Annotated in this window: 24 protein-coding genes and 1 pseudogene; 9 read left to right on the plus strand and 16 right to left on the minus strand. The window is 64.8% G+C overall.

Features of this window, described 5'->3' with window-relative positions; translation table 11 throughout:
- The first annotated feature begins 79 nt into the window (after positions 1-79).
- Together CIT37_RS18015 and CIT37_RS18020 are read left to right on the plus strand one after the other, a co-directional pair.
- Complete coding sequence (locus CIT37_RS18015; protein ID WP_008130064.1) at positions 80-445, plus strand: response regulator; 366 nt, start codon at positions 80-82, stop codon at positions 443-445.
- A gap of 14 nt (positions 446-459) precedes the next feature.
- Positions 460-1,833, plus strand: a complete 1,374-nt coding sequence (locus CIT37_RS18020) for a PleD family two-component system response regulator (protein WP_028143954.1) — start codon at positions 460-462, stop codon at positions 1,831-1,833.
- Positions 1,834-2,955: 1,122 nt separating this feature from the next.
- On the opposite strand, the gene CIT37_RS18025 is transcribed toward CIT37_RS18020, so the two are convergent.
- On the minus strand, positions 2,956-3,159 hold the full coding sequence (locus CIT37_RS18025) for a hypothetical protein (protein WP_038972441.1): 204 nt from the start codon (positions 3,157-3,159) through the stop codon (positions 2,956-2,958).
- Between the two features lie 149 nt (positions 3,160-3,308).
- Positions 3,309-3,923, minus strand: coding sequence for a TetR/AcrR family transcriptional regulator (locus tag CIT37_RS18030; RefSeq protein ID WP_028143952.1), 615 nt, complete (start codon positions 3,921-3,923; stop codon positions 3,309-3,311).
- A 129-nt stretch (positions 3,924-4,052) separates the two neighbouring features.
- Between CIT37_RS18030 and CIT37_RS18035 the strand changes: the two genes are divergently transcribed.
- Positions 4,053-5,291 (plus strand): MFS transporter, encoded by a 1,239-nt coding sequence (locus CIT37_RS18035; RefSeq protein ID WP_095426300.1) that lies wholly within the window; start codon positions 4,053-4,055, stop codon positions 5,289-5,291.
- 1,077 nt (positions 5,292-6,368) lie between these two features.
- Here CIT37_RS18035 and rpmG read toward each other — a convergent pair.
- The 4 genes and pseudogenes from rpmG to CIT37_RS18055 form a co-directional block, all read right to left on the minus strand.
- A complete protein-coding gene (gene rpmG, locus CIT37_RS18040) occupies positions 6,369-6,536 on the minus strand; it encodes a 50S ribosomal protein L33 (protein WP_008139339.1) in 168 nt (55 codons plus the stop codon).
- Between the two features lie 124 nt (positions 6,537-6,660).
- Positions 6,661-7,986, minus strand: coding sequence for an LLM class flavin-dependent oxidoreductase (locus CIT37_RS18045; protein ID WP_028143950.1), 1,326 nt, complete (start codon positions 7,984-7,986; stop codon positions 6,661-6,663).
- Between the two features lie 202 nt (positions 7,987-8,188).
- Positions 8,189-9,526, minus strand: a complete 1,338-nt coding sequence (locus CIT37_RS18050) for an amidohydrolase (protein WP_028143949.1) — start codon at positions 9,524-9,526, stop codon at positions 8,189-8,191.
- A 30-nt stretch (positions 9,527-9,556) separates the two neighbouring features.
- Positions 9,557-9,729, minus strand: a pseudogene (locus tag CIT37_RS18055) (NUDIX hydrolase); the annotation flags it as partial.
- Positions 9,730-9,796: 67 nt separating this feature from the next.
- On the opposite strand from CIT37_RS18055, the gene CIT37_RS18060 reads away from it, so the two are divergent.
- Complete coding sequence (locus CIT37_RS18060; protein WP_095426301.1) at positions 9,797-10,339, plus strand: hypothetical protein; 543 nt, start codon at positions 9,797-9,799, stop codon at positions 10,337-10,339.
- A gap of 101 nt (positions 10,340-10,440) precedes the next feature.
- Here CIT37_RS18060 and CIT37_RS18065 read toward each other — a convergent pair whose 3' ends face one another.
- The 4 genes from CIT37_RS18065 to topA are packed head-to-tail and all read right to left on the minus strand — an operon-like array spanning position 10,441 to position 16,788.
- Complete coding sequence (locus CIT37_RS18065) at positions 10,441-11,193, minus strand: NUDIX hydrolase (RefSeq protein WP_028143946.1); 753 nt, start codon at positions 11,191-11,193, stop codon at positions 10,441-10,443.
- A 29-nt stretch (positions 11,194-11,222) separates the two neighbouring features.
- Entirely contained in the window at positions 11,223-11,663 is a 441-nt protein-coding gene (locus CIT37_RS18070) for a DUF983 domain-containing protein (RefSeq protein ID WP_095426302.1), read from the minus strand.
- Positions 11,657-14,026: a ribonuclease R gene (rnr, locus tag CIT37_RS18075; RefSeq protein ID WP_095426303.1), complete on the minus strand. Its 2,370-nt coding sequence runs from the start codon at positions 14,024-14,026 to the stop codon at positions 11,657-11,659. The genes CIT37_RS18070 and rnr overlap by 7 nt, the downstream gene beginning before the upstream one ends.
- Before the next feature lie 20 nt (positions 14,027-14,046).
- Positions 14,047-16,788: a type I DNA topoisomerase gene (gene topA / locus CIT37_RS18080; RefSeq protein ID WP_095426304.1), complete on the minus strand. Its 2,742-nt coding sequence runs from the start codon at positions 16,786-16,788 to the stop codon at positions 14,047-14,049.
- Between the two features lie 311 nt (positions 16,789-17,099).
- Between topA and CIT37_RS18085 the strand changes: the two genes are divergently transcribed.
- On the plus strand, positions 17,100-17,255 hold the full coding sequence (locus CIT37_RS18085) for a hypothetical protein (RefSeq protein ID WP_240536454.1): 156 nt from the start codon (positions 17,100-17,102) through the stop codon (positions 17,253-17,255).
- Positions 17,256-17,465: 210 nt separating this feature from the next.
- Here the strand turns inward: CIT37_RS18085 and CIT37_RS18090 are convergent, their stop codons facing one another.
- Both CIT37_RS18090 and CIT37_RS18095 read right to left on the minus strand, forming a co-directional pair.
- Positions 17,466-18,020 (minus strand): flavodoxin family protein, encoded by a 555-nt coding sequence (locus CIT37_RS18090; RefSeq protein WP_095426305.1) that lies wholly within the window; start codon positions 18,018-18,020, stop codon positions 17,466-17,468.
- Between the two features lie 166 nt (positions 18,021-18,186).
- On the minus strand, positions 18,187-18,651 hold the full coding sequence (locus CIT37_RS18095) for a winged helix-turn-helix transcriptional regulator (RefSeq protein WP_028143940.1): 465 nt from the start codon (positions 18,649-18,651) through the stop codon (positions 18,187-18,189).
- Positions 18,652-18,771: 120 nt separating this feature from the next.
- Here CIT37_RS18095 and CIT37_RS18100 point away from each other — a divergent pair, with 120 nt between their 5' ends.
- Positions 18,772-19,545 (plus strand): SDR family oxidoreductase, encoded by a 774-nt coding sequence (locus CIT37_RS18100; protein ID WP_026202489.1) that lies wholly within the window; start codon positions 18,772-18,774, stop codon positions 19,543-19,545.
- Between the two features lie 175 nt (positions 19,546-19,720).
- Positions 19,721-19,903, plus strand: a complete 183-nt coding sequence (locus tag CIT37_RS18105) for a hypothetical protein (RefSeq protein ID WP_028143939.1) — start codon at positions 19,721-19,723, stop codon at positions 19,901-19,903.
- Between the two features lie 71 nt (positions 19,904-19,974).
- On the opposite strand, the gene CIT37_RS18110 is transcribed toward CIT37_RS18105, so the two are convergent.
- Positions 19,975-20,583: an FMN-dependent NADH-azoreductase gene (locus tag CIT37_RS18110; protein ID WP_095426306.1), complete on the minus strand. Its 609-nt coding sequence runs from the start codon at positions 20,581-20,583 to the stop codon at positions 19,975-19,977.
- 83 nt (positions 20,584-20,666) lie between these two features.
- Here CIT37_RS18110 and CIT37_RS18115 point away from each other — a divergent pair, with 83 nt between their 5' ends.
- Complete coding sequence (locus tag CIT37_RS18115; protein ID WP_028143937.1) at positions 20,667-21,089, plus strand: winged helix-turn-helix transcriptional regulator; 423 nt, start codon at positions 20,667-20,669, stop codon at positions 21,087-21,089.
- On the opposite strand, the gene dprA is transcribed toward CIT37_RS18115, so the two are convergent.
- The gene (gene dprA, locus CIT37_RS18120) at positions 21,086-22,204 is read right to left on the minus strand and encodes a DNA-processing protein DprA (RefSeq protein ID WP_095426307.1); all 1,119 of its coding nucleotides are present in this window, start codon (positions 22,202-22,204) and stop codon (positions 21,086-21,088) included. The two genes, CIT37_RS18115 and dprA, sit on opposite strands and share 4 nt — an antisense overlap.
- A 115-nt stretch (positions 22,205-22,319) precedes the next feature.
- Here dprA and CIT37_RS18125 point away from each other — a divergent pair, with 115 nt between their 5' ends.
- Positions 22,320-23,564, plus strand: a complete 1,245-nt coding sequence (locus CIT37_RS18125; protein ID WP_095426308.1) for an amidase — start codon at positions 22,320-22,322, stop codon at positions 23,562-23,564.
- Here the strand turns inward: CIT37_RS18125 and CIT37_RS18130 are convergent.
- Positions 23,556-24,761, minus strand: coding sequence for a patatin-like phospholipase family protein (locus tag CIT37_RS18130; protein ID WP_038950302.1), 1,206 nt, complete (start codon positions 24,759-24,761; stop codon positions 23,556-23,558). The genes CIT37_RS18125 and CIT37_RS18130 overlap by 9 nt on opposite strands.
- Positions 24,762-24,933: 172 nt before the next feature.
- The gene (gene plsY / locus CIT37_RS18135) at positions 24,934-25,530 is read right to left on the minus strand and encodes a glycerol-3-phosphate 1-O-acyltransferase PlsY (RefSeq protein ID WP_028143933.1); all 597 of its coding nucleotides are present in this window, start codon (positions 25,528-25,530) and stop codon (positions 24,934-24,936) included.
- Positions 25,531-25,548 lie beyond the last annotated feature (18 nt).

Raw genomic sequence — 25,548 nt, forward strand, 5'->3', positions numbered from 1 at the left:
GAATCCAGTTTTCGAAGCGCCGGCGAGCGGCGCCTGAGGCGTTACATGTATGGGTCTGCGGACCAATCAGGAGGGCGGGATGGCTAAGACCGTCCTGATCGTGGAAGACAACGAGCTCAACATGAAGCTCTTCCGCGACCTGTTGGAGGCGCACGGCTACCAGACCTCCGGCACCAGCAACGGCTACGAGGCGCTCGACCTCGTTCGCAAGATGCGGCCCGACCTCGTGCTGATGGATATCCAATTGCCGCAGGTCTCCGGGCTCGAGGTGACGCGCTGGATCAAGGACGATCCGGAGCTGCGTTCCATTCCCGTCGTCGCGGTCACGGCGTTCGCGATGAAGGGCGACGAAGAGCGCATCCGCGAGGGCGGCTGCGAGGCCTATTTGTCCAAGCCGATCTCGGTCGGCAAATTCATTGAGACGGTCCGGCGTTTCATCGGATAGGAAGTGAGTTCACAGTGTCCGCGCGTATCCTGGTCGTCGATGACGTCCCTGCCAACGTCAAGCTGCTCGAGGCCCGCCTCTCTGCCGAATATTTCGACGTGATGACCGCCTCGAACGGCACCGAGGCGCTGGCGATCTGTCAACGCGCCGAATGCGACATCATCCTGCTCGACGTGATGATGCCCGACATCGACGGCTTTGAAGTCTGCCGCCGCCTCAAGACCGATCCGGCCACGCACCACATTCCTGTCGTCATGGTGACGGCGCTCGACAGTCCCTCGGACCGCAACCGCGGGCTGGAAGCGGGCGCCGACGACTTCCTGACCAAACCCGTCTCCGACGTCGTGCTGATCGCGCGGGTGCGCTCGCTGACGCGGCTGAAGATGATGACCGATGAGCTGCGCATGCGCGCCATCACCTCGCTCGAGATCGGCATGCAGGCGCCCGAGCGCAGCGCCGTGGCCGACACCGGCAAGGGTGGCCGCATCCTGCTGGTGGACGACCGTCCGTCCTCCTACGAGCGGCTGGCGACGATCCTCGCCGCCGAGCACACCATCGACGTCGAACCGAACCCGACGGAAGCGCTGTTCCACGCCGCCGAGGGCAATTACGATTTGCTGATCGTCTCGCTCGACCTCAACAATTTCGACGGCCTCCGCCTGTGCAGCCAGGCGCGCTCGCTGGAGCGCACGCGCCATGTGCCGATCCTGGCGATCGCGGACCCCGAGAACTCGACGCGGCTGCTCCGCGGCCTCGAGATCGGCGTCAACGACTATCTGCTGCGTCCCATCGACAAGATCGAGCTCTTGGCGCGGGCCCGCACCCAGATCCGCCGCCGCCGCTATACCGATCATCTGCGCGACAACGTGCAGAACTCGATCGAGATGGCGATCACGGACGCGCTCACCGGCCTGCACAATCGCCGCTACATGGAGAGCCATCTGGCGACGCTCGCCGAGCAGGCCGCGACCCGCGGCAAGCCGCTGGCGCTGATGATCCTGGACATCGACTTCTTCAAGTCCATCAACGACAATTACGGCCACGACGCCGGCGACGACGTGCTGCGCGAGTTCGCGGTGCGGGTGCGCAAGTCGATCCGCGGCATTGATCTGGCCTGCCGCTACGGCGGCGAGGAGTTCGTCATCGTCATGCCGGAGACCGATCTCCACGTCGCCGGCATGGTCGCCGAGCGCCTGCGCCGCTCGATCGCGGGCGAGCCGTTCGCGATTCACAAAGGGGCGAAGCGCATCGAGGTCACGATCTCGATCGGCCTGACCACGCTGGAGCAGAAGGGCGAGGCGGTCGCCGACGTGCTCAAGCGCGCCGACACCGCGCTCTACCGCGCCAAGCACGACGGGCGTAATCGGGTGGTATCGCAGGCGGCGTAAGGTCCGGCTGCGCAAAATCGCGAAAACAACCCCATGCACAGTAGCCGGCGTTAGCTCGATCAATAGGTTAGGCGAGGGCAGCGAAATCGCTCGTGCGGAGGAGCGCGCCGTTCGACGCGTCCGGGCAATACAGGAGTGTAACGAAGCATCACGGTCTGTCCCGATGCGGCAGCAAGAGTCCGGCCAGAGAGAAATCGCCAGACATTGCTTCCGGGCCTCGGCGGCCCGGGCAAAACAGCTCCGGCGTGACGGGGCGCGTGGGGTTACGGGACTGACCTGTGCAGTCCACTCCTCTCAGGAGCGCTTGGGGCGCTAGCCGATGAATTGCGTCTGCATCGCGGGATTAGTCGCGCCAAACTGGGCCAGATAGCAAAATCCTGCAGCCACTAACGTGAAGCCTCCTCCGAACATGCAAGGGCGAGAATAAAACCGAAAAGTCCTGCGCTCGCTAGTGTGTTAGCCTCGGCTGATCGCTCTTCCTCTGTGATCGCGTGCCTCTCGACATTCCACGGCGGTGTTTATCTCCGCTCCTTTCAAGCAAGCCGCCCCCGCCTTGCTATCTCGTCCTCAAGCTTTTTCAGCAACTTGAGGAGTGCGGGACCGTCCATGTCCTCACGCGCGGCGCGCATATAGTGCTCCAAAATCGTCGGCCCGGTTTCTGACAAAGGCCCTGGCTTGTTTCCCATTACCGTCTCCGATCCAAGAAGGCGGGAGCATTTCGATCTCCGCCTTCTGCTGATATGCGATAAGCGGAAAAATGTCGCATATGCGGTCTTTGCAGGGTGGTCAATTTTGCTCACATTGAGCGGTGACCGCATCCCTTCAGGGGATCAAGCGTTCCAGAGAGACTGTGGCGGAGGTTGATGCCACGACCCGGCCTCCGCCGTCTCTGACCTCGATCTTGGTGAAGCCTGTCCTGCGGTGACGGGCGTGATCGAGAATAGCTTGGCCTAGAGCTCAAGAGCTCGCGTCTCGGCAGCGCTCAGATCGGTAACTTCGGCCCCTTCGTCACCGATAAAAACGCCGCCGTCATGGTGGATATCGAAGGGGTAAATTGGCATGGGCGTTCAATCAGCCCATGGCCTCAAGGTTCCTAAGGTCCAGCCCTCAAGGGAGCGGCTACTACGCCAGCAGCCAGGCTGCGACAGCGTGGACAAGCAAAAAGAGCACGTACAGCCAGCCGGACATCGCGATGGTTATGGTGGCAAAGAAGAGTGAGCCGAGGACTAAATCAGCCAATCTCCCGCTCGCGGCCTTGAGAGGTGCCATCGGCGGGATCGAGGCGGGTGCGATCGGGAAGTGTTCGACGCCGAACGGGTGGGCCATCTTTGCCCCTCTCATGGCTGGCAGGGGAGCGCAAAAGCGGTCTCTCAGCCACCGACGTCTGCAGGACGAGCCATTGATCGGTGATGCGTCTTCAATGCGCGATGATAGGCAAGGTTCAATTCGTCCCTGAGGAGTGCCATTCCACTCCCTCAGGGATGCTGGACCACTCTCTTGCCCCGTTTCATCGCCGGCTTCGCTTCCCCGCCCACATCCACCCCCGCATTCCGCAGCAGCACCTTCGCCGCTTCCTTCGCCGCACGCGCCATCGCCGGATCGTCGCGGACGAGGTCCTGCGCGATCGAGCCGTCGACCAGCAGCACCAGCTGCGTTGCGAGCCCATCCGCATCGGTCACACCGAGCTCGTTCAGGCGGTCGCGAAACCAGAGGCGGCGGCTCTCCTTGAAGGCGACCGCGATCTTCTTCACGGCGCGGTCCTGAGGGCCCAGCTCGGCAACCGCGTTCACGAACGGGCAGCCGCGAAAGTCCTTGGCCGCAAACCGCCGCTCCAGCGAATCAAACGTCGCAAGGATCTGCTCGGCCGGCGGCTTGTCGGAGGGCCGCGCGCTCACGAAGCGGCGTTCCAGATAGGCGGTGATCAGCGCGTCCTTGGACGGGAAGTGGTTGTAGAGCGTGCGTTTGCTGATGCCGATCTCGGCCGCGATGGTGTCGACGCCGATGGCACGAATGCCCTGCAGATAGAACAGCTTGTCGGCGGTCTGAAGGATCCGCTCTTTCATCGTCTGTGGGGCGGGCGGGGGAGCCATGCGGCGACGCGCATCCTCTTGGCTTGACAGCTGGGGTCCTACATAGCCTAAGTACACAGGTCTGTGTAACCAAAATCAACCGATATTTCAGACGACGGCATTTGCGCCGTGTCCGCGAGGGAGAAGAATATGCCCCTGTTGCAGGTCCTGCGTCCGACATTGCCCATCCTGATCGGCGCCTCGATCATGCTGACGCTCAGCATGGGGCTGCGGCAGAGCCTCGGCATCTTCATGCAGCCGCTGACGCACGACATCCACATTTCGATCTCGGATTTCACGCTGGCGCTGGCGGTGCAGAACCTCGCCTGGGGCTTTCTCCAGCCGCTCGCCGGCGCGATGACGGTGCGCTACGGCTTCCGTCCGATCATGATCGTCGGCTCATTCATGTACATCGCGGGCCTGGTGCTGATGGCGACCGCGAACGGCCTCGTCAGCATCATGATCGGCGCGGGCGCGCTGATCGGGACGTCGATGGCCTGCACTGCGGCTGCGATCGCGATGTCGGTGGCGGCGCGCGCTGTCCCTGCGACGGTGCGCTCGACCGTGCTCGGCATCGTCTCCGGGGCGGGCTCGCTGGGCGCGCTGCTGTCGGCGCCGATCGGGCAGATGCTCAATGAGGGGTTTGGCTGGCGCGTCGGGCTCGCCGGCTTCGTCGTCATGTCGGTGCTGATGATTCCGGCCGCGTGGTACGCGGGGCGCGTCGACCAGGTCCCGCTGCCGAAGCCGGCTGCCGACGAGATCGACGATGCCACGGCTGCGACCGCGGCGAGGACCGCGTTCGGCAATGCCTCATTCGTGGTGATGACCTGCGCCTATCTCGTCTGCGGCATGCAGCTGGTCTTCCTCACCACGCATCTGCCGTCATATCTTGCGATCTGCGGCCTCGATCCGATGCTGAGCGCGCAGACGCTCGGCATGATCGGCGGCTTCAACGTGCTCGGCTCGCTGTTCTTCGGCTGGGCCGGCGAGCGCTGGAACAAGCTGGCGCTGCTGGGTGCGATCTACATCCTGCGCTCGCTGGCGCTCGCATGGTACTTCATGCTGCCGGCAACGCCGTTCTCGACGCTGCTGTTCGGCGCTATCATGGGCTTCCTCTGGATGGGCGTAGGGCCGCTGGTCGCGGGCGCGGTCGCCGAGATGTTCGGCCTGCGCTGGCAGGCGATGATCCAGGGCCTCGCCTTCATGAGCCACCAGATCGGCAGCTTCCTCGGCGCCTACGGAGGAGGGGTGCTCTACGACGCGCTCGGCTCCTACACCATGGCCTGGCGCATCGGCGTAGCGCTGGGCTTGGCCGGCGGCATCGTGCAGGTCGCGTTCGCGATGCTCCGGCCGTCGCAACCTCCGTCGCCGGTGTTGGAGGCGGCGTGAGGCGTTCGGGCTTCGGATCTCGCACCGTCACCCCGAGGTGCTCGCCTCTTCAGCGGGCCTCGAAGGGCAACGGCCCGGCTGCACCTCGGCCGTGCATCCTTCGAGGCTCCCCGCGCGATGCTGTGCATCGCGCAGCTCGTCAGGATGACGGATCGGGAATAAGCGCTTGCAGCAACCGGCGAGCGGTATGGACTAGCGATGTCCCGACCGCTTGAGATCGGCGACCTTGAACCTGTTGCCGGCCTGCAGGCTGCTGCAAAACCAGTGGGCTCTGTTTCGAAACTCGCCCAGGAACACCTTCGTCTCGACGCAATTCTCGTAGGATGTGTGGGTGATGGTGTCTCGGCACGTCGGCGAGAAAGGTCCATAGTTCACATTGCCGCCCGACTCGCTGCATCCAATCCAGGGCTCCTTGCCGTGCCGGAAGCTTGATGCACAGCCACCGTTGCAGCTGCTGGCGACTTTCTCCAGGCTGGCTATCCTCCCCATCACAGAACCCGGTGCATAGGAAGGCGTGCGCGCGGTTGCCGTTCGAGTGGTTGACGCAGTCCGGCGCGGCGCCGTTGCGTTCGCTCCCCGCTCCGACACGTGCGGCCTCGCCACCTGTTTCGGCGCGTCGACCGTGACGGGGGGAAGCGTGGCGGCGGGGCCTGTCGGGATTTGCGACGCTGCCGGGGCGCACAGCAAGGCGGTTGACAAGACAGCGATCGTTGAAGGCACGACAAGGCTCGATGACAATCTCATGACCATGTCCTTCCCAAATCCGGGCGGAAATTCCGTGCCGGGAAGTGCACGGTAAAAGACATTACGGGTCGAGCAACCGAAGGTTGAAGAGGCGTTTGCCTAATGATTGGCCATGGTGGTCAGGAGAAAGTGGAGCACGTCAATTCATTGTGCGCTGCAGAGCCGGCGCCCATGCGGCCGCAGCGTCGCGTATCGCGTTCTGGGTCCCGGCTCTGCGCAGCAGCGCAAAGGCGCGCTGCAGCGCGTCCGGGACACGAGAGGGCCAAAATGAAACGGGGCCCGAAAGGGCCCCGCAAAACGCTTCAATGCTTGTCCGCGATCTGACTTGATCTTTTACTTGATCTTGGCTTCGCGGAATTCGACGTGCTTGCGCGCGACCGGGTCGTACTTCTTCTTGACCAGCTTGTCGGTCATGGTGCGCGAATTCTTCTTGGCGGTGTAGTAGAAGCCGGTGTCGGCCGAGGACACGAGCTTGACCTTGATGGTGACCGCTTTGGCCATGTTCTGAACCTCAGAAAATTGGGGAATCTGGAGCCGGCCAAACGGCCCGCGTTGGCCGGCAACCTAGCCAGAAACCGCCTGATGTCAAGGTTTTAGGGGGCAGAAACCACCCAAAACGGCCCGATTATCCCTCGAAGAACCGATTTTTCGGCCGTGGCAGGCCCAGATTCTCCCTCAAAGTGGGGCCTTCATACTCTTTGCGGAAAATCCCGCGCCGCTGCAGCTCCGGGACCACCTTGTCGACGAAATCGTCGAGGCCGGCGGGAAGGAACGGGAACATGATGTTGAAGCCGTCGGAGCCGCGCCCGACCAGCCATTCCTCCATCTGATCGGCGATGGTTTTGGCGGTGCCGACGAAGGACAGCCCGCCGTAGCCGCCGACGCGCTGGGCGAGCTGGCGCACGGTGAGCTTGTCGCGCTTGGCGAGGTCGACCATGCGCTGCCGGCCGCTCTTGCTGGCGTTGGTCTCGGGGATGTCAGGCAATTGGCCGTCCGGATCGAAGCCCGAGGCATCGGTGCCGAGGATGACCGAGAGCGAGGCGATGGCGCTATCGTAATGCACGCGGCTGTCGAGCAGCGCGCGTTTCTCCTTGGCCTCATCGACGCTGTCGCCGACCACGACGAAGGCGCCGGGCAGGATCTTCAGGTGCTCGGGATCGCGGCCGATGGTCTCCATGCGGCCCTTGATGTCGGCATAGAGCTTTTGTCCGTCGGCGAGGCTGCCGCCGCCGGTGAACACGGCTTCCGCCGTTTCGGCGGCGAGCTGCTTGCCGTCCTCGGAGGCGCCGGCCTGCACGATCACCGGCCAGCCCTGCACGGGACGCGCGATGTTGAGGGGGCCACGTACCTTCAGATATTTGCCGTTGTGATCGAGCGTATGCATTTTCGAAGGATCGAAGAATAGCCCGCTCTCGACATCGCGCACGAAGGCATCGTCGGCGAAGGAGTCCCACAGGCCCGTGACGACATCGTAGAACTCGCGGGCGCGCTTGTAGCGCTCGGCATGCTCCATGTGATCGTCGAGGCCGAAATTCAGGGCCGCGTCCGGGTTCGATGTCGTAACGATATTCCAGCCGGCGCGGCCGCCGCTGAGATGGTCGAGCGAGGCGAAGCGCCGCGCGACGTGATAGGGCTCGTCGAAGGTGGTCGAGCCTGTCGCGATCAGGCCGATCCGGTCGGTGACCGCCGAGAGCGCCGACAGCAGCGTGAACGGCTCGAACGAGGTGACGGTGTGGCTGCGCTTGAGCGCATTGACCGGCATGTTCAGCACGGCGAGGTGATCGGCCATGAAGAAGGCGTCGAACTTGCCGGCCTCGAGCTTCTGGATCAGCTGCTTGATGTGCGAGAAGTTGAAATTGGCGTCAGGCCAGGCCCCGGGATAGCGCCAGGCCCCGGTGTGGATGCTGATCGGGCGCATGAACGCGCCAAGCTTGAGTTGCCGTTGTGCCATCGCCCGGTGTCCGTTCTTGGTGACGCTGAGGAAAGACATAGGGACGCCGGGGAGCTGCGCCATTGGGGGAGGCGGGAAGATTTTTTCGTTTTTCGATGTCCGCTCAGCACAATCGCGTCATTCCGGGGCGCGCCCCTTCGCGCGAGCCACGATGCGCAATTGCGCATCTGAGAATCCATCAAGCCGCGCACACCGAGGAGGGCTACTGCCCCCGGGCCCTTTGATCGAAGGCGCTCAGCACGGCGAGCGTCATCGCGGTGACGCCGGTCTGGATGGTCGGTTTCGGCACCGGGGCGAATTGCGGCGAGTGATTGCCGGGAAGCGGCGGGCCACTGCCGTTGCGCGCGGCGGCGACGCGGTCGGGCTCATAAACGCCGATGTTGAAGAACATCGACGGCACGCCGGCGTTGACATATTCCGAATAGTCTTCGCTGGTCGTGTTCGCAGGGCTGACGTTGAGCTTGTCGCCGAAGGCCGCTTTCAGCACCCGCTCGGCCTGGCCGACCACCGCGGCATCGTTCACTACCGCCTTGGTGCCTTCGTCGAGGTGGATTTCGGGCGCAGGCGCATCCGCCATCGCCGCCACCGCTTTCGCCGTTCGCTCGATCCCGGCCAGCATCCTCGCGCGCACCTGCGGCTTGAAGCTGCGGATCGTGCCGATCACCCTGGCCTCGTCGGGGATGACGTTGCCGGCGGTGCCGGCGTGGATCGCGCCGATGGTGACAAGGCCGAATTCGGTCGGGTCCTTCTCGCGGCTGATCACGCTCTGGACATCGACGACAAAGCGCGATGCCATCATCACGGGATCGATGGTCGCCTGCGGTATCGCGCCATGACCGCCGCGGCCGACGAATCTGATGAAGAGACCGTCGACATTCGACGATCCGACCCCGACCCTGTAGGTCACGGAGCCGTAGGCCCCACTGCCGTCGTGCAGGGCAAATCCCGCATCGGGCTTCGGAAAGCGGGTGAACAGGCCATCGGCGATCATCGCCCTTGCGCCCGCGACCTCTTCCTCGGCGGGCTGCGCGATGAACATCAGCGTACCGTGCCACTGGTCCTTGATGCCGACCAGGGTCTTCGCCGTGCCGACCCAGCTCGCCATGTGGATGTCATGGCCGCAGCTATGGGCGACGAATGTCTCGCGGCCCTGCCAGATCTGCTTGTCGCGGCTGGCATAGGGCAGGCCGGTCTTCTCCTCCATGGGTAGCGCATCAAGCTCGGTGCGAACCATGATGGTGGGACCGTCACCGTTCCTGTAGATGGCAACAAGGCCCGTCTTGCCGACGTGCTCGGTGACTTCAAAACCAATCGCACGCATCTCGCCGGCGAGTTTCGCCGCAGTCTTCTCCTCCTGGAAGGCAATCTCGGGATGGGCGTGGATGTCCTTATAGAGCGCGTCGAGCTTCGGATATTCGCTCTCGAAGGCGGTCTCGATGGTTTGCTTCAACCTGGCGACGTCGAGCTCCGCATGGGCGGACGGCGAGAGCAGGCTGTACAACGCCACGGAAGCGAGCAGAGGCCTTACGAAGCGCATCATCCGATCCTCCGGTTGTTTCTAAGCGCTCTTTTATTCACCTAGCACATCTCGTCGCATCTTTCCGCCATAGAAATGGAAGAACGGCACCGGCGCATCGCGGCGGAGCGGGCTGTCGCGTTGAGCAGGTTGCGCGTCATCGGATGCAGATTGGCGAGCGGTTTTGAGCCGAGCCCGACCCAGAGCGGCTTGTCCAGCCCCGCATCGAGGCGTCTCTTCGAACCAATCCGCTGCTCGCGCCGACCAAGCCATGACCCCGCGAGGAGACCCTTCATGGCCGGCGCAATGACCTTGGACGGCGGCATCGTCCGCATCGACCGGCCCATGCCATGGGTCGGCCGGCTGCTGTCGCTGCCGCTGCTGGCGGCAAGCGGCTATCTGCTGTGGAATGTCGCGCTCGGCCTGCGCCAGGATTTCTTCGGCTTCGGAAGGCTCGCCGACGATCTCGTGCCGGTGCTGGTGTTCACGGGGTTCGGGCTGCTCGTCGGCATCCCCGGCATCATCCTGCTGACGTTCCGCTACTTCGTCGTGCTCAACGAGACGCTGCGCCAGATCGTGATCACCAGGCAGTTCGGCCCGCTGAACATTCGCTCGTCGCGCAATCTCGCCGACTATCACTTCATCAGCGTCATCGACGACTACGATACGGATCTGAGGACGTACGACGTCAATCTCTGCGGCAACAAGGGCATCGAGCCGATCACACTTCAGAGCTTCACGCGTCGTGAGGAGGCGGACCAGCTCGCAAGCGAGATCGGCCGCGTCCTCAAGCTGCCGACGCGCGATTATGTCGGCACCGAGCCGGACGAGGACTGACTAAAGCGCGATGCGATGAGGATGAATCGTCATCGCACTTAGGTTGTTGTTTTAAGCATGATCTTTTCGGAAAACCGCTGCGCACTTTTCCGGATCATGCTTTAGCCCAAAATATCCTTCTGCATCTTGCCGCCGTAGAAATGGAAGAACGGCACCGGCGCATCGTGGCGCAGCGGGCCGGTGGCAAGGCGGGTGTGGAGCTCGTTGAGCACGTTGCGCGTCATCGGATGCAAATCGGCCAGCGGCTTGGAGCCGAGCTCGACCCAGACCAGCTCGACCAGTTCGGCATCGGCATGGATCACGCCGTCGACGCGGTGGGCGATCGCGGAGGCGTCCGCGGTGAAGAAGCGCGTGTCGAACCGCTTGACGCGGCCGGGCGGGGTGATCGCGCGCGCGATCAGGAACAGGCTGGAGGGATCGGGCAGCAGGCCCGCATCGGCAAACGGCTTCCAGGGGCCGTCGAGTTTTGACACTTTGCCCTCGGCCGTCCGCCCGAGGCAGAGGCCGGTTTCTTCGCAGGCCTCGCGGATCGCGGCAATGGCGAGCGACTTCGCGCGCGAGGCCGGCGTCTTTGGGCTGCCCTTGGCGAGATTGGCCTCCAGTTCGGCGGTGATGGGCGCAGCACAGGGCACGCGATAGTCGGCCTTGTCGACGCGTCCGCCGGGGAAGACGAACTTGCCGGGCATGAACACCACCTTGTCGTGGCGCTTGCCGACCAGCACTTTCGGAATGGCGCCGCTGCGGTCGACCAGGATCAGCGTTGCCGCATCCCTCGGACGGAAATAGGGATGATGATCGGCTTCCTTCTCCTCGTGGACCTTGGCCTTCTCCGCGACTTGCGCAATATCCGTCATGTCCTCACCCAACGCTTTTTACTTCTTGCTTACACCGGCGGAATACCATCCGGAGGGTTCTCGTCAAACCCGTGCATGCGCAGAGCCCATTGCAGGCCGACCACAGCTCCCTTCACCGGCTGCAGCAGCGCGAGCGAGGCGACGAAGGTGAAGGGCAGATAGGCCGCGAAGCTGAGCCAGACCGGCGTCGTGTAATTGGTCTCGATCCAGAGGATCGTGGGCACCACGATGTGACCGACGATGACGATCACGAGATAGGCGGGCAGATCGTCGGCGCGGTGCGGCGTGAAATCGAGGCCGCATTTGGCGCAATCGTCTGCGGTCTTCAGGAAGGCGCGGAACAGTTTGCCCTCGCCACAGCGCGGGCAGCGGCCGCGAAAGCCGCGCTTCATCGCCGCCCAGAGATCGCGCTTCTCGACGAGACCCGCCTCGCGCGTCCAGGTTTTTGGGGCCGTGCTCATCGTCACCATGCTTTGCCCTTTTTACCGCCGCCTTTGCCCTTGTTCTTTCCTTTATTCTTTCCCTGGCCCTTCTTCCCCTTGCCGGATTTTGGCTTCGCCCGCTTGCGTTTTCTATCCGGGCTGCGTCCGGGCTGCGCCTTGAACGAGGGGCGGCGCTGCGGACCGGATGGTCTGCGTTCGCGCGGCGCGGTCTCACTGGAGGACGACAGCAGCTCGAAGCGCAGCGCGCCCGCGATCGGCGCTGCCTCGATCAGGCGGACGTCGACCACGTCCCCCAGCTGATACATGGTGCGGCTGCGCGTGCCGACGAGGGCGTGTCGGCTCTCGTCATAGTTGAAATATTCCGTGCCGAGGGATCGGATCGGGATCAGGCCGTCGGCGCCGGTCTCGGCGAGCTTGACGAACAGGCCGGCGCGGGTGACGCCGGAGACCCGGCCCTGGAAACTCGCGCCGATGCGATCAGCCAGGTGATGGGCAATCAGCCGGTCGACGGTCTCGCGCTCCGCCTTCATCGCGCGGCGCTCGGTCACCGAGATGTGGGCTGCGACCTCGCCGAGGCTTTCCGGCGTCTCGCTGTCGGGCAGGGCGCCTTCGCCGAGACCGAGCGCTCGGACCAGCGCGCGGTGCACGACGAGGTCGGCATAGCGGCGGATCGGCGAAGTGAAATGCGCGTAGCGGCGCAAATTCAGGCCGAAGTGCCCGTAATTCTCCGAAGAGTATTCGGCCTGCGCCTGGGCGCGCAGCACGACCTCGCTCACCAGCGGGTAATAATCATGGCCTTCGAGCTGGGCCAGCACGCGGTTGAATGTGGTGGGACGCAGAGCGCCTGATTTGGCGAAGGGAACGTCGAGCGTCTCCAGAAATTCCGCGAGTGCGTGGACCTTTTCCAGGGTCGGCTCGTCATGCACGCGGTAGATCAGCGGGAGCGACTTCTTCTCCAGCATCTCGGCGGCTGCGACGTTGGCGAGGATCATGAACTCCTCGATCAGCTTGTGCGCGTCGAGGCGCTCGGGCACGACGACCCGGTCGACCGTGCCGTCGCTCTTCAGGAGGATCTTGCGCTCGGGCAGATCGAGATTGAGCGGATCGCGCTCGTCGCGGGCGCGCTTGGCGCAGGCATAGGCGGCATAGAGCGGCCTCAATATCGGATCGAGCAGGGGGCCGGTGGTGTCATCAGGCCGGCCGTCGATCGCGGCCTGCGCCTGCGCGTAGCTCAGCTTGGCCGCCGAGCGCATCAGGATGCGGTGGAAGCTGTGCGAGCGCTTGCGGCCGTCGGGGCCGAGCACCATGCGCACCGCGAGCGCGCCACGCGGCTCGCCCGGCACCAGCGAGCAGAGATCGTTCGAGATGCGCTCGGGCAGCATCGGCACGACGCGGTCGGGGAAATAGACGGAATTGCCGCGGTCGAGCGCGTCGCGGTCGAGCGCGCTGCCCGGCCGGACGTAGAAGCTGACATCGGCAATGGCGACGTTGACGATGAAGCCGCCCTTGTTGTTGGGATCTTCATCGGGCTGCGCGTGCACCGCGTCGTCGTGATCCTTGGCGTCGGGCGGATCGATGGTGAGAAGCGGCACGTCGCGCCAATCCTCGCGGCCCTTCAAATTGGCCGGCTCCGCCGCTTCCGCATCGCGCATCGCGGCGGGCGAGAATTGCAGCGGGATGTCGTGGGCGTAGATCGCGATCAGGCTGATCGCCTTCTCCGACTTGACCGAGCCGAGCTTCTCTTTCACCCGGCCGGACGCCAGCCCAAAGCTGCGCGTGCGGACGATGTCGACGCTGACGAGATCGCCGTCCTGCGCGCCGTGTGTGTCGGCCGCGGCGATGTTCAGCTCGCGGTCCGCGGACTTCTTGTCGACGGGCACGAGCCGTCCGCCGCCTTCGGGCAGGCTGCGAAACACGCCGAGGATGCGGCTCTTGGCCTTGTCGAAGACCTTGATGATGTGGCCGCGATAGGCGGGGCCTTCGGTCTCGGACGTCGGCTCGACGCGTAGCAGCACGCGATCGCGGACGCCGGCGACGGTGCCTGGCTTTGGCCGGCGCGGCATCTGGATGCGAATTTTGGGGGGCTCGCCACTCTCGACCTCGTCCCATTCGGTGGGGGAGGCGATCAATTCGCCGTCCTGGTCGCGGCCGGTAATATCGGCGACCAGCGTCGGCGGCAGCGCGTCCGGCTCGGACACCTTGTGGCGCTTCTTCTTGATGGTTCCGTCGTCGGCGAGCTCGCGCAATATGCGCTTGAGCTCGACGCGATCGGCGTTCTTCAGGCCGAACTCGCGCGCAATTTCGCGGGTGCCGACGTTTCCTTGATTTGCCTTGATGAAGGCGACGATGGCTTGCCTGTCGGGAAAGCCACGGTCATTCTTGCGTTTCACTTAACCTCTAATTCTTGATCTCAAGTCTTGCCGGCACTCTTCTTGGCCGGGGCCTTGGGGACGGCTGCCTTGGTCGGCGACGTTTTTGCGGTCGACGACACGGCTGCGCGCGCCTTGCTGGTGGATTCAGTTTTCGATTTGGCCGCCTTCTTCGCGGCCGGTTTCTTCTTCGGCGTGGCGTCATCGCCGTCCGCAGCCTTCTCTGCAGTCTTCTTGGCCTTGGCCGGCTTCGCTGCCTTCTTCGGCTTCTTGCCGCCGCCCTTGGCAGCCCGCTCGTCGATCAGCGCGATCGCCTGTGCCAGCGTGACGGTGTCCTTTTCGAACTCGGCGGGGATCGTCGCGTTGACACCGCCGGCGGTGACATAGGCGCCGTAGCGGCCGCTCTTCACGGTGACGGTGCCGAGCGAGGGATGATCGCCGATCGCCTTGCCGGGATCGGCGCCGAAGCGGCGGCTCGGGCCTTTGGCGACCTTTTCCGCGATCAGCGTCACCGCCCGGTTGAGGCCGATGTCGAACACTTCGTCGCCGGCCTCCAGGCTGGCATAGGTCTTCTCATGCTTGACGAACGGCCCGAAGCGGCCGAGGCCTGCGGTGATCGGCTGGCCGGTTTCCGGATGTTTTCCGATCTCGCGCGGCAGCGAAAGCAGCTTCAGCGCAAGCTCGAGCTCGACATCGCCGGGCGACGTGCCCTTCGGAATGCCGGCGCGCTTCGGCTTCTCGCCTTCCGCATAATCCTTCTGCTCGCCGAGCTGGATATAGGGACCAAACCGGCCGGCCTTGACCCAGACATCGAAGCCGGTGTCGGGATCCTGGCCGAGCGAACGGTCGGCGCTGGCCTCGCCATCGGCGGCGAGCTGGCGGGTGTATCGGCACTCCGGATAATTTGAGCAGCCGACGAAGGCGCCGAACTTGCCGGCCTTCAGGTTGAGCCGGCCGGTGCCGCAGTTCGGGCACTGCCTGACGTCGCCGCCGTCGGCACGGGGCGGATAGATGTGCGGCCCGAGCATCTCGTCGAGCACGTCGAGCACCTGCGCGACGCGCAGATCCTTGATGTCGTCGACGGCGCCGATGAAACCGGTCCAGAAATCCTTCAGCACCTGCTGCCAGGAGATCTCGTTGTTGGAGATGCGGTCGAGCTGCTCCTCGAGACCCGCCGTAAAATCGTATTCGACGTAGCGGCTGAAGAAGCTTTCCAGGAACGCGATCACGACGCGGCCCTTGTCCTCGCCGTGCAGGCGCTTCTTCTCCAGCTTGACGTAGCCGCGGTCCTTCAGGACCTGCAGGATCGAGGCATAGGTCGAGGGCCGGCCGATGCCGAGCTCTTCCATGCGCTTGACCAGCGAGGCCTCGGAGAAGCGCGGCGGCGGCTCGGTAAAATGCTGGGTGACGGACAGGCTCTGCCGCTTGAGCGCGTCGTTCGGGCTCATCGCGGGCAGGCGGCGGGAGTCCTCGTCCTCCTCGTCGTCGCGGCCTTCCTGGTAGAGCGCGAGGAAGCCGTCGAACTTGACCACCTGGCCGGTGGCGCGCAGCTCCAGCGTGCGAGAGCCTGCCTTCGCCGTGATGTCGACGGTGGTGCGCTCGAGCTCGGCCGATTCCATCTGGCTTGCGATGGTGCGCTTCCAGATCAGCTCGTAAAGCCGCGCCTGGTCGGCGTCGAGCTTGCGGCTCATGCTGTCGGGGCGGCGGGACATGTCGGTCGGACGGATCGCTTCGTGCGCTTCCTGGGCGTTCTTGGCCTTGGCCTGGTACTGGCGCGGAGCGTCCGGCACATAGGCGTTGCCGTAATCCTCGCCGATCACTTTGCGCGCCTGGGTGATCGCCTCGGGGGCGATCTGCACGCCGTCGGTACGCATATAAGTAATGAGTCCGGTGGTCTCGCCGCCGATGTCGATGCCTTCATAGAGGCGCTGGGCGATGCGCATCGTGTGCGCCGGCGCAAAGCCGTATTTGCGGCTGGCTTCCTGCTGCAGCGTCGAGGTGGTGAAGGGCGCCTGCGGATTGCGCCGGGCGGGCTTCGCGTCTACCGAGGTCACGGCGTAGGCGGCCGTCTCCAGCGCCTTCTTGAAGTCTTCGGCTTCCGCGCCGGTTCCGATGTCGAGGCGCTGGATCTTCTTGCCGTCCGCGCCCACGAGACGGGCCTCGAACGCGTCGCCGCGCGGGGTAAGCAGGGTCGCGATCAGCGACCAATATTCACGCGCGACGAATTTCTCGATCTCGAGCTCGCGGTCGCACACGAGGCGCAGCGCCACCGACTGCACGCGGCCGGCGGAGCGGGCGCCCGGCAGCTTGCGCCACAGCACCGGGGAGAGGGTGAAGCCGACCAGATAGTCCAGCGCGCGGCGCGCCATATAGGCGTCGACCAGCGCGCCGTCGATCTGGCGCGGATGCTTCATCGCGTCCGAGACCGCCTGCTTGGTGATGGCGTTGAACACCACCCGCTCGATCTTCTGGTCCTTCAGCGCGCGCTTTTCCTTCAGCACCTCCAGCACGTGCCAGGAGATGGCCTCGCCCTCGCGATCAGGGTCGGTGGCGAGAATCAGGCGGTCGGCGTTCTTCAGGGACTTGGCGATGTCGTTGAGCCGGCCGGCCGCCTTGGGGTCGACCTCCCAGATCATCTTGAAATTGGCGTCGGGATCGACGGAGCCGTTCTTCGCGGGCAGGTCACGGACATGGCCGAACGAGGCCAGAACCTCATAGGACGAGCCCAAATATTTGTTGATCGTCTTGGCTTTCGCCGGCGACTCCACAATGACGATATTCATGTAGTTCCAGTAACTTACGGGAAAATCTGAGGCCGAAAACGAAAGGACTCGGGTCGGCCGTTTCGCCCCGAACATGGGTGGTGAGGCGGGTCCTGTCAAATCGAGGGCTGTTGAAGGTCGCCCGGAAGGGAAAAGTTTCATATCGAGAAAGTTGCAAAATACCACCTTGGAGTTGCGATCGCTATCGGCGTAATGTTTCTGCGGGGCATGGATTCGGGTGGGGTCTGGTGACTAAGCCAGGAAAGAAACGGGCGCGCGCCGCATCAGGCGCGCCGGGAGGCTCGCGTCACGAGGAACCGGGGGAGGGCGGCGTGGACGAAGCCGTCGCCTTCATCGCCGAGCAGGTCGGGGCATTGCGCAAGCTCGCCGAGCGCCACAAGCTCGACGTGCTGCATTATCTCCTAGGCATGACCAAGCTCGAGGCCGACGAGCATGTGAGGCTGCGGAGCAAGCGCAAGCTGTCGTGAGGGCACTACCCAACCCGTCGTCCTGAGGCTCGCCCTGCTTTGCAGGACGAGCGCCTCAGGTCGACGGTCAAAGAGTTGAGAGCGCTGCTCCATCCCCGTCATTGCGAGCGCAGCGAAGCAATCCAGACTGTCTCCGCGGAGAGATTCTGCATTGCTTCCGCCTTCGCCAAGGCTTCGGCGGACAAGTCGCTGCGCTCAATGACGATGACGTTAGCCGTTGCGGCTGGCCGTTGCCGTCAATCGCTGGCCGAGATATTCGGCCGTGCTGACGTCGCTTTGAGGTAACAAGCCGCCAACCAAGTGGGTAGCCAAGCCAAGTTGGCTGCCCAACCGATTCCGGCCGCTCGGATCCTCCCCGCCCGGAATATCCAGCCCGCACCAGAGCATGCCGTGCTGCGCAGCCAGAATGGAGAAGTAGGTCAAGGTGTGGAGTTGATCGCCCCCCGCGAGAGCGCCCGCGGTGAATCCGGCTGCGAACTTGTTGGCCCATCGCTGCTGGGTCCACCGGTCGCTTGAGGCGTCTGCGAAGGCTTTGAATTGCGCCGCTGCTCCGCCCATGTAGGTCGGGCTGCCAAATGCGACGGCGCTGGCGCGGTCGATCGTTTCCAATAAGCTCTCATTCTGGAAGCGGCCCGACACGATATCGTCGCCCGTGATGCGACACAGCGCGACGTGCGCAATGCCATCCGCTCCGCGCGCCACTGCATGCGCCAGCGACTCGGTGGTGCCGGAGATGGAAAAATAGACGATGGCGAGCAGGGGCATGGGTGCCACTTTCGGCTATTTGAGCATCTTCGACGCCGTCTGTATTTTGTACAAGTCCTTTCAAGCCGTCATTGCGAGCGCAGCGAAGCAATCCAGAGCCTTTCCGCAGTGGCAATCTGGATTGTTTCGCTGCGCTCAATGACGCTGTGGTGGCAACCGTGCGTCATCACGCCGACCGCCGCCGCGGCGGCCGCGGCTTCAACATGGTGTCGGCGGGCGTAAGCAGCCGTCCGTCCTCCGCACGCATTTCGAGCTTCTTCACCGGGCGGTGCTTGGCGCGATCCACCAACACGGTCGCGATCTCCTTAGGGTGATCGTCGAACTCCTCGCTCCATTGTCTGAGCGCCACCAGGATCGGGAAGGTGCCGCGGCCCTTCGGGGTCAGCACATATTCCTGATAGGCGCTGCCGTCGGAGGCGGGGGCGGTTGCCAGGATGCCGTGGTCGACCAGCGAGCGCAGCCGGACCGACAAGATGTTCTTGGCCATGCCAAGCTTGCTCTGGAATTCGCCGAAGCGGCGCAGGCCAAACAGCGCCTCGCGGATGATCAGCAGCGACCACCAATCGCCAAGCGCGTCCAGCGACCTCGCGATCGGGCAGGCATCGCCCTCGAAGCTGGTTCGTTTCACCATCGTTCCGTCCTGTCGCGTTCGCACGATCGTCGGGCCGATCACGCGCTTGTGTGGTTGCATCATAAAACCATATGCCCTAGATGGCAACATAGTTTTATGATGCAACCACTGGAGGCGAACGTGAGACTGAAGAACAAGACGGCCCTGATCACCGGCGGCAACAGCGGCATCGGGCTGGCAACGGCCAAGCTGTTCGTGGCCGAAGGCGCCAAGGTGGTGATCACCGGACGCAACAAACAGACTCTGGAGGCGGCGGCCAAGGAGCTCGGGCCGAACGCGCTCGCGCTCGCTGCCGACGCCACCGACATCGCGGCGACGGAAGCTGCGATCAAGCAGGGCGCCGAAAAGTTCGGCAAGTTCGACATCGTGTTCGCCAACGCCGGCATCGCCGGCGGCACGCCGCTCGGCTCTGCCACGCTCGAGGTCTTCGAGAAGGTCATCAGCACGAACCTGACAAGTGTATTCTTCACGGTGCAGGCGGCACTGCCTTATCTCAGCGACAATGCCTCGATCATCCTCAACGGCTCGGTGATCTCCGTGCTCGGCATTCCCGGCTACTCGGCCTATGGCGCGGCGAAAGCCGGCGTGCGCGCGATGGCGCGGATCATGGCCTCGGAGCTGTCGCCGCGCGGCATCCGCGTCAACGTGGTCGCGCCCGGCGCGACCCGCACGCCGATCTGGGGACCTGCAACGGCAACACCGGAAGCCGAGAAGGCGTTCGAGAAGCGGATCGCGCTGTCGACGCCTCTGGGGCGCATCGGCGAAACCGATCACGTTGCGAAGACGGTGCTATTCCTTGCCTCCGATGATTCCGCGCATGTGCAGGGCCAGGAGATCTTCGTCGACGGCGGCGCGGTGGCCTCGCCGAGCGGCGCGCCGATCTATCGCGGTTGATCAAGTGAAGTGAAAATTGAATCAGTCGGCGCGATCATTGCGATTGCGCCGGCAGATTCCTGCACCTGCCGAGCTGTATTTTCCTGAACCTTGCGTGAGGCGTTGAACCTTCGCGCCAGCTGCCAAGACATTTTTACGGGCAGGGGGCACAAGACTCATTTCAAGGGAGTCCGATATGCCAAAAGCAGCCCGCATTTTTTCATCGATTTCAGCACCCCGCATTTATACCGAGAATTCCGCCGTTCCGGCCAAACGCTCCAATACGTCCGAACTCATCGGAGTGGTTCTGTTCGCCGGCATCGGCCTGTTCGTCTCGCTCGTCGCCGTCATCCTGGGCATGCAAGGCGCCTGGTTTTAGCCTCGCAGACCGGCCGCCGTCCATCAGCCGCCGCAGGCAAGGCCCCGGCGACTGATGATGTCGGCATGATCTCAGGCCGCGCGAAGACTTGTTGCCGCCTGGAGCGCACCCGCCAGCGCCTTCTCGCGGTGATCCGGTCCGACCTGGATGCCGTCGGCGGGGATGAACTCGACGTTCGTGATACCGATGAACCCGAACACCCAGCGCAGATGGGTTTCGAGATGCTCGCCGGCTGCGTAGGGCGTTTCGACGCCGTAATAGCCGCCGCGTGAGATCGCCACGATCACGCGCTTGCCGCCGGCGAGCCCCTCGGGCCCGGCTGCGCCGTATTTGAAAGTCTTCCCCACCACCAGGATGCGATCGATCCAGGCCTTGAGCTGGCTCGGAATCGTGAAGTTGTACATGGGCGCGCCGATTACGACGATGTCGGCGGCCAGGAACTCGTCCAGCGCGGCTGCGCTTGCGGCAAGGTCGGGTCCGAGTTCCGCCGGTGCGGGCGCGCCTTGCGCGGCGGCAAGGTGCGAGCCGGAGAGGTGGGCCAGCGGGGTCTGGGTCAGGTCGCGATAAGTGATGTCCAGTGAGGGCGTCGCCTGCCGGAGCCGGTCGACGATGGCGGTGGAGACCTGCCTGGACACGGAGTGGGGGCCGAGCACGCTGGAGTCGAGATGGAGGAGTTTCATTTGGAGTCACCCTGGTATAAGTTTGTAACCAGAGCTACATGAGTGACTATCGAAAACCCCGCAAGAACGCACTTTTTTGAGCCATGGGCACATCTTTGAAACTTGAGAACACTGGTTTTCCTGCGACGCCGAGGCCCGATCCAATGCCGCATCCCGACCATGCGGACTGCCGTGGGGTCGCCTCCGTGCTGTCTCGCGTCGGTGACAAATGGAGCGTGTTCGTCATCATGATGCTGAGCGACGGGCCTAAGCGCTTCAACGAGCTGAAGCGCATGATCAACGGCATCTCGCAGCGCATGCTGACCTTGACGCTGCGCGGGCTGGAGCGCGACGGCCTCGTCACGCGCACGATCTTTCCGACCATTCCGCCACGCGTCGATTACGAGCTGACCGATCTCGGCCGCGGGCTGCAACAGCCGGTGAAAGCGCTCGGGCAGTGGGCGATCGACCATCTGATGCAGATCGAGGCGGCGCGCACGCAGTTCGACCAGCGCAACGACGGCTAAAGCAGCGACACCAACCCGCCGCCGTGACGTTCGAGCTTTCCGGCAAGCTCGAGCTCCAGCAGCACGGTGCGGACGATCGCGGGCGAGGCGCCGGACATCCGCACGAGATCGTCGATCGAGATGGGAGTGGGGCCGAGCAGGCCGGTGATCTGGTCGCGGTCGTGCCCTTGCGGATCGCTCTCGAACGGCTCGCTGTCGGGCTCGCTCGCAGGAATCATCAGCGGCCGCTCCATGATTGGTGCGACAGCATTGATGATGTCGGCAGCTTCGGTGACGAGGGTCGCGCCCTGCTTGATCAGATCATTGGCGCCGGCGGCACGCGGATCGAGCGGCGAGCCCGGGACCGCGAACACCTCGCGGCCCTGTTCGGCCGCCATCCGCGCGGTGATCAGGGAGCCCGAGCGGTGCGCCGCTTCCACCACGACGACGCCGAGCGAGGCGCCCGAGATCAGCCGGTTGCGGCGAGGAAAGTCGCGGGCGCGCGGCTCGTGGCCGAGCGGCATCTCGGAGATCGCAGCCCCCGCGTGGTCGAGGATCCCTGCGAGCAGGTCGCCATGCTCGGGCGGATAGATGCAATCATGTCCGCCGGCGAGCACCGCGATCGTCCCGCTTGCGACACTGGCGCGATGCGCGGCCTGATCGACGCCGCGGGCGAGCCCGGAGATGACGATAAAACCGGCTTCGCCAAGCTCGCGCGCCAGCAGGCCTGCGAATTTCAGCCCGGCGCCGGATGCGTTGCGCGAGCCGACGATGGCGATCATCGGCCGCATCAGGGTTTGGGTATCGCCGCGCACCGCGAGCAGCGGCGGCGCATCGTCGATCATCGCCAGCCGGGCCGGATAGCCGTCCTCGCCGGGTGCGCGCCAGGCGATGCCGAATTTGCGGCTCGCGGCGAGCTCGGCCTTGGCCTCGTCGGCGCTGCAGATGCGCCCCGATCGCTGGGCGCCGCCGCGGCGCGCCAGATCAGGCAGCCGCTCCAGCGCAGCACGCGGGCTGCCGAAATGATCCACCAGCGAACGAAAAGTGCGCGGCCCGACATTGTCGGAGCGGATCAGCCGCAGGCGGTCGATCCTGTCAGCCTCGGTCAGCTCCACGCTCGGATTGATGGCGTCCACGGCGTCTCCTTGTAGTCACAGCATGGAACAACCTGAGGGCGTTGCGCAACAGCGACCTGCGCTTGCCTGGTCCCGCCCCGATGCTAAAAGCGATGCCAATAAGAAGGGTTTTGCCATGATTTCACTCGCCGACCTCCAGCGCCGCATCGAAGCGGGGGAGCTTTCGCCCGAGGCCGCCATCGCCCAGTCGCATGCGGCGATAGAGGCCAGGGAGAAGGACGTTCGCGCCTTCGTCCGCCACGACAAATCCGCGAAGGCGCAAGCCTCCGGTCCGCTGCGCGGCATCGCGGTCGGCATCAAGGACATCATCGACACCGCCAACATGCCGACCGAGATGGGCTCGGAAATCTATCGCGGCTGGCAGCCGCGCGCCGATGCGCCTGTTGTCATGATGCTGAAGCGGGCAGGCGCCACCATCATCGGCAAGACCACCACGACCGCGTTCGCCTCGCGCGATCCGACCCCGACGCTCAATCCGCATAATTTCGGCCACTCGCCGGGCGGCTCGTCCGCGGGTTCGGCGGCGGCCGTCGGCGCCGGCATGATCCCGCTTGCGCTCGGCACCCAGACCGGCGGCTCGGTGATCCGGCCCGCGGCCTATTGCGGGACTGCTGCGATCAAGCCCTCGTTCCGGATGCTGCCGACGGTCGGCGTGAAATGCTATTCGTGGGCGCTCGACACGGTCGGCCTGTTCGGCGCCCGCGCCGAGGATCTCGCGTGCGGATTGCTCGCGATGACCGGCCGCAGCGAATTTTCCGGCATCGTCCCGGCGAAGTCGCCGCGCATCGGCGTGGTCAGGCAGGAGTTCGCCGGCGCCGTGGAGCCGGCGGCCGAAGAGGGCCTGTTGGCCGCGGTGAAGGCGGCGGCGCGCGCCGGTGCCAGCGTGCAGACGATCGATCTGCCCGAGGCGGTGCAGGAGGCCTGGCGCATCCATCCCATCGTCCAGGATTTCGAGGCGCATCGCGCGCTGGCCTGGGAGTTTTCCGAGCGCCACGACGAGATCGCGCCGATGCTGCGGGCAAGCCTCGATGCCACCGCCCATCTGACGCCGAAGGACTATGACGAGGCGCGCCGGATCAGCCGTCGCGGCCGCCGCGAGCTCGGCGAATTGTTCGAGGGCGTCGACGTGCTCCTGACCTATTCGGCGCCCGGCACGGCGCCGGCCAAGGCGCTCGCGACGACAGGCGACCCCCGCTACAACCGGCTCTGGACGCTGATGGGCAATCCTTGCGTCAACGTGCCCGTGCTGAAGGCGGATGGCCTGCCGATCGGCGTGCAGGTGATCGCACGCTTTGGCAACGACGCGCGCGCGCTGGCAACGGCGTGGTTCCTCGAGGATGCGCTGGCGAAATCAGGCTAGCGCGGGCTCGTTGCTCGCGATGTGCTGATCGGATGCAGGTGAAGCTGCACTGACGGCGGTGCCTTGCCCGAGCCAGCGCTCGGCGGCTGCGCGACCGTTCCGGTGCAGCAGGCGAATGAAGCCGCGGCCGAGATCGGTGGACGAACGTTGGGCCAGACCGTCAACGGAATCTTCCGCCGCGATCCTGGTGAGGCGCAGCGACGGCGCGGCATGAGCCTGCGCCCATTCGATCGCCGCGATCTCGGCATTGAGGGCGGCGTTGGCCGCGATCTGGTCCAGCCGGCGATCGATCGCGGCGAGCGTGATCGGCACGTAGCTGTCGCGCGCCGGCGTGACCTGGACGAGCAGGACGTCGGACGTCGTCGTGTCCTGCGTCAGCCGCAGCAAGGGTGGATTGCCGCCTAAGCCGCCGTCCCAATAGGCTTCGCCCTCGATCTCGACGGCGCAGTGAACCAAGGGCGGACAAGTCGAGGCCAGCGCGACGTCGGCGGTGATGGCATCGTTGCGGAAGATCTGCTGCTGCCCGTCGCGGATCCGTGTCGCCGCGATCAGGAGCTTCGGGCAGTCCGGATTGAGTAGCGCGGCGAAATCGATGTCGCGCGATAGCGCCTGCCGCAGCGGATCGAGATCGAAAGGATCAAACTGGCCGGAGCGCAGCGTCGGACCGAACGCGACCGAGCTTCCCGCCGGCGAAAAGCCGCCGACCAGCATCAGCGAGCGGAACGAGGCCTCGTGCATCAGGCGGATCCAGAACCGGCTCAGCCGGCTACGTGCAGCTTCGCGGCCGCCCTCGGCAAGGCCGGAGGCGAGCAGGAGCGCATTGATAGCGCCGGCACTGGCGCCGCTGATGGTGTCGATCTCGATCGGCTCTTCCAGCAGCCGCTCCAGCACGCCCCAGGTGAAGGCGGCAAAGGTGCCACCGCCCTGCAGCGCCAGCGAGAGCTTTCTCGGCGGCCATTGGCCGGCGGGTAGCTGCGCGGGCGCAACGGGCGCGGTCGCGGTCACTACCTCGGCCGTCACTGGCGCTTGCGCGATCGGATCAGGCTGCGGCGCTGGCGGCAAGACGGGAGGAGGCGCGGGAGGCGGCGAGGGCGCATCGGACCAAATGTCGGTGGTCGAGAGCAGCCGGCTTGCCGCGGTGCGCAACGCACCTCGCGAACCAACCCCGTCATGCGCGCCGACCATCTTCTCGCTCATTCTGAGCAACCGCGTAACGCCATCTCGACTGTCAGGATGACAGGCATGGAACACATTCGCTACTGCCTGCCGCGAAAGCGCCGGCAGTTGCGAACAGGATTTGACATATAACGCAGAGAGGGGGCTTCGGTATCCGTAGATGCCCCGGCTTTAGACGCGGACCTCGAAGCGACTACGCCTTCTCGCCGATCCGGCTTTCTTTGCCAGCTTGCAATCGCTTGATGTTCTCGCGATGCGCGTAGAACAAGAGCAGCGTCAGCACCGCGAACAAGGCTGCGAGCGCAAGGTGCCCGAACCACCACAGGAACATCGGCGTGACGAACGCCGCCACCAGCGCGGAGAGCGAGGAGTAGCGGGTGGTGAAGGCGGTCGCCAGCCAGATCAGGCAGAACACGACGGCGCCGGGCCAGAACAGTCCGAGCAGGATGCCGATATAGACGGCCACGCCCTTGCCGCCCTTGAACTTGAGCCAGACCGGGAAGAGGTGGCCGAGGAAGGCACCGAGCCCGGCCACCATGGCGGCATTGGGTCCTGCGATGTAGCCGGCGATCACCACCGCCACGGTGCCCTTGAGCGCGTCGAACAGGAGGGTGCCCGCGGCGAGGCTCTTGCGTCCCGTGCGCAGCACATTGGTGGCGCCGATGCTGCCGGAGCCGATCGAGCGGATATCCTGGGTGCCGGCGAGCCTGGTCAGGACCAGCCCGAACGGGATCGAGCCGAGGAGGTAGCCGATGACGAAGGCCACCGGCAGAAATGCTTCAAGCCCCATGGCGGCAGCTCCAAAGGC

This window comes from Bradyrhizobium ottawaense (assembly GCF_002278135.3).
Taxonomy (GTDB): Bacteria; Pseudomonadota; Alphaproteobacteria; order Rhizobiales; family Xanthobacteraceae; genus Bradyrhizobium; species Bradyrhizobium ottawaense.

Bases quoted from the DNA above. Each gene is read 5' to 3' on its own strand.
- CIT37_RS18045 (WP_028143950.1), bottom strand. From the start codon at position 7,986: ATGGCACAACGGCAACTCAAGCTTGGCGCGTTCATGCGCCCGATCAGC.
- topA (WP_095426304.1), bottom strand. From the start codon at position 16,788: ATGAATATCGTCATTGTGGAGTCGCCGGCGAAAGCCAAGACGATCAAC.
- CIT37_RS18065 (WP_028143946.1), bottom strand. From the start codon at position 11,193: ATGACGGATATTGCGCAAGTCGCGGAGAAGGCCAAGGTCCACGAGGAG.
- CIT37_RS18095 (WP_028143940.1), bottom strand. From the start codon at position 18,651: ATGGTGAAACGAACCAGCTTCGAGGGCGATGCCTGCCCGATCGCGAGG.
- CIT37_RS18060 (WP_095426301.1), top strand. From the start codon at position 9,797: ATGGCCGGCGCAATGACCTTGGACGGCGGCATCGTCCGCATCGACCGG.
- CIT37_RS18130 (WP_038950302.1), bottom strand. From the start codon at position 24,761: ATGAGCGAGAAGATGGTCGGCGCGCATGACGGGGTTGGTTCGCGAGGT.
- rpmG (WP_008139339.1), bottom strand. From the start codon at position 6,536: ATGGCCAAAGCGGTCACCATCAAGGTCAAGCTCGTGTCCTCGGCCGAC.
- CIT37_RS18110 (WP_095426306.1), bottom strand. From the start codon at position 20,583: ATGAAACTCCTCCATCTCGACTCCAGCGTGCTCGGCCCCCACTCCGTG.
- CIT37_RS18025 (WP_038972441.1), bottom strand. From the start codon at position 3,159: ATGGCCCACCCGTTCGGCGTCGAACACTTCCCGATCGCACCCGCCTCG.
- CIT37_RS18105 (WP_028143939.1), top strand. From the start codon at position 19,721: ATGCCAAAAGCAGCCCGCATTTTTTCATCGATTTCAGCACCCCGCATT.
- CIT37_RS18125 (WP_095426308.1), top strand. From the start codon at position 22,320: ATGATTTCACTCGCCGACCTCCAGCGCCGCATCGAAGCGGGGGAGCTT.
- CIT37_RS18035 (WP_095426300.1), top strand. From the start codon at position 4,053: ATGCCCCTGTTGCAGGTCCTGCGTCCGACATTGCCCATCCTGATCGGC.
- CIT37_RS18015 (WP_008130064.1), top strand. From the start codon at position 80: ATGGCTAAGACCGTCCTGATCGTGGAAGACAACGAGCTCAACATGAAG.
- CIT37_RS18030 (WP_028143952.1), bottom strand. From the start codon at position 3,923: ATGGCTCCCCCGCCCGCCCCACAGACGATGAAAGAGCGGATCCTTCAG.
- CIT37_RS18070 (WP_095426302.1), bottom strand. From the start codon at position 11,663: ATGGTGACGATGAGCACGGCCCCAAAAACCTGGACGCGCGAGGCGGGT.
- plsY (WP_028143933.1), bottom strand. From the start codon at position 25,530: ATGGGGCTTGAAGCATTTCTGCCGGTGGCCTTCGTCATCGGCTACCTC.
- CIT37_RS18115 (WP_028143937.1), top strand. From the start codon at position 20,667: ATGGGCACATCTTTGAAACTTGAGAACACTGGTTTTCCTGCGACGCCG.
- CIT37_RS18090 (WP_095426305.1), bottom strand. From the start codon at position 18,020: ATGCCCCTGCTCGCCATCGTCTATTTTTCCATCTCCGGCACCACCGAG.
- CIT37_RS18050 (WP_028143949.1), bottom strand. From the start codon at position 9,526: ATGATGCGCTTCGTAAGGCCTCTGCTCGCTTCCGTGGCGTTGTACAGC.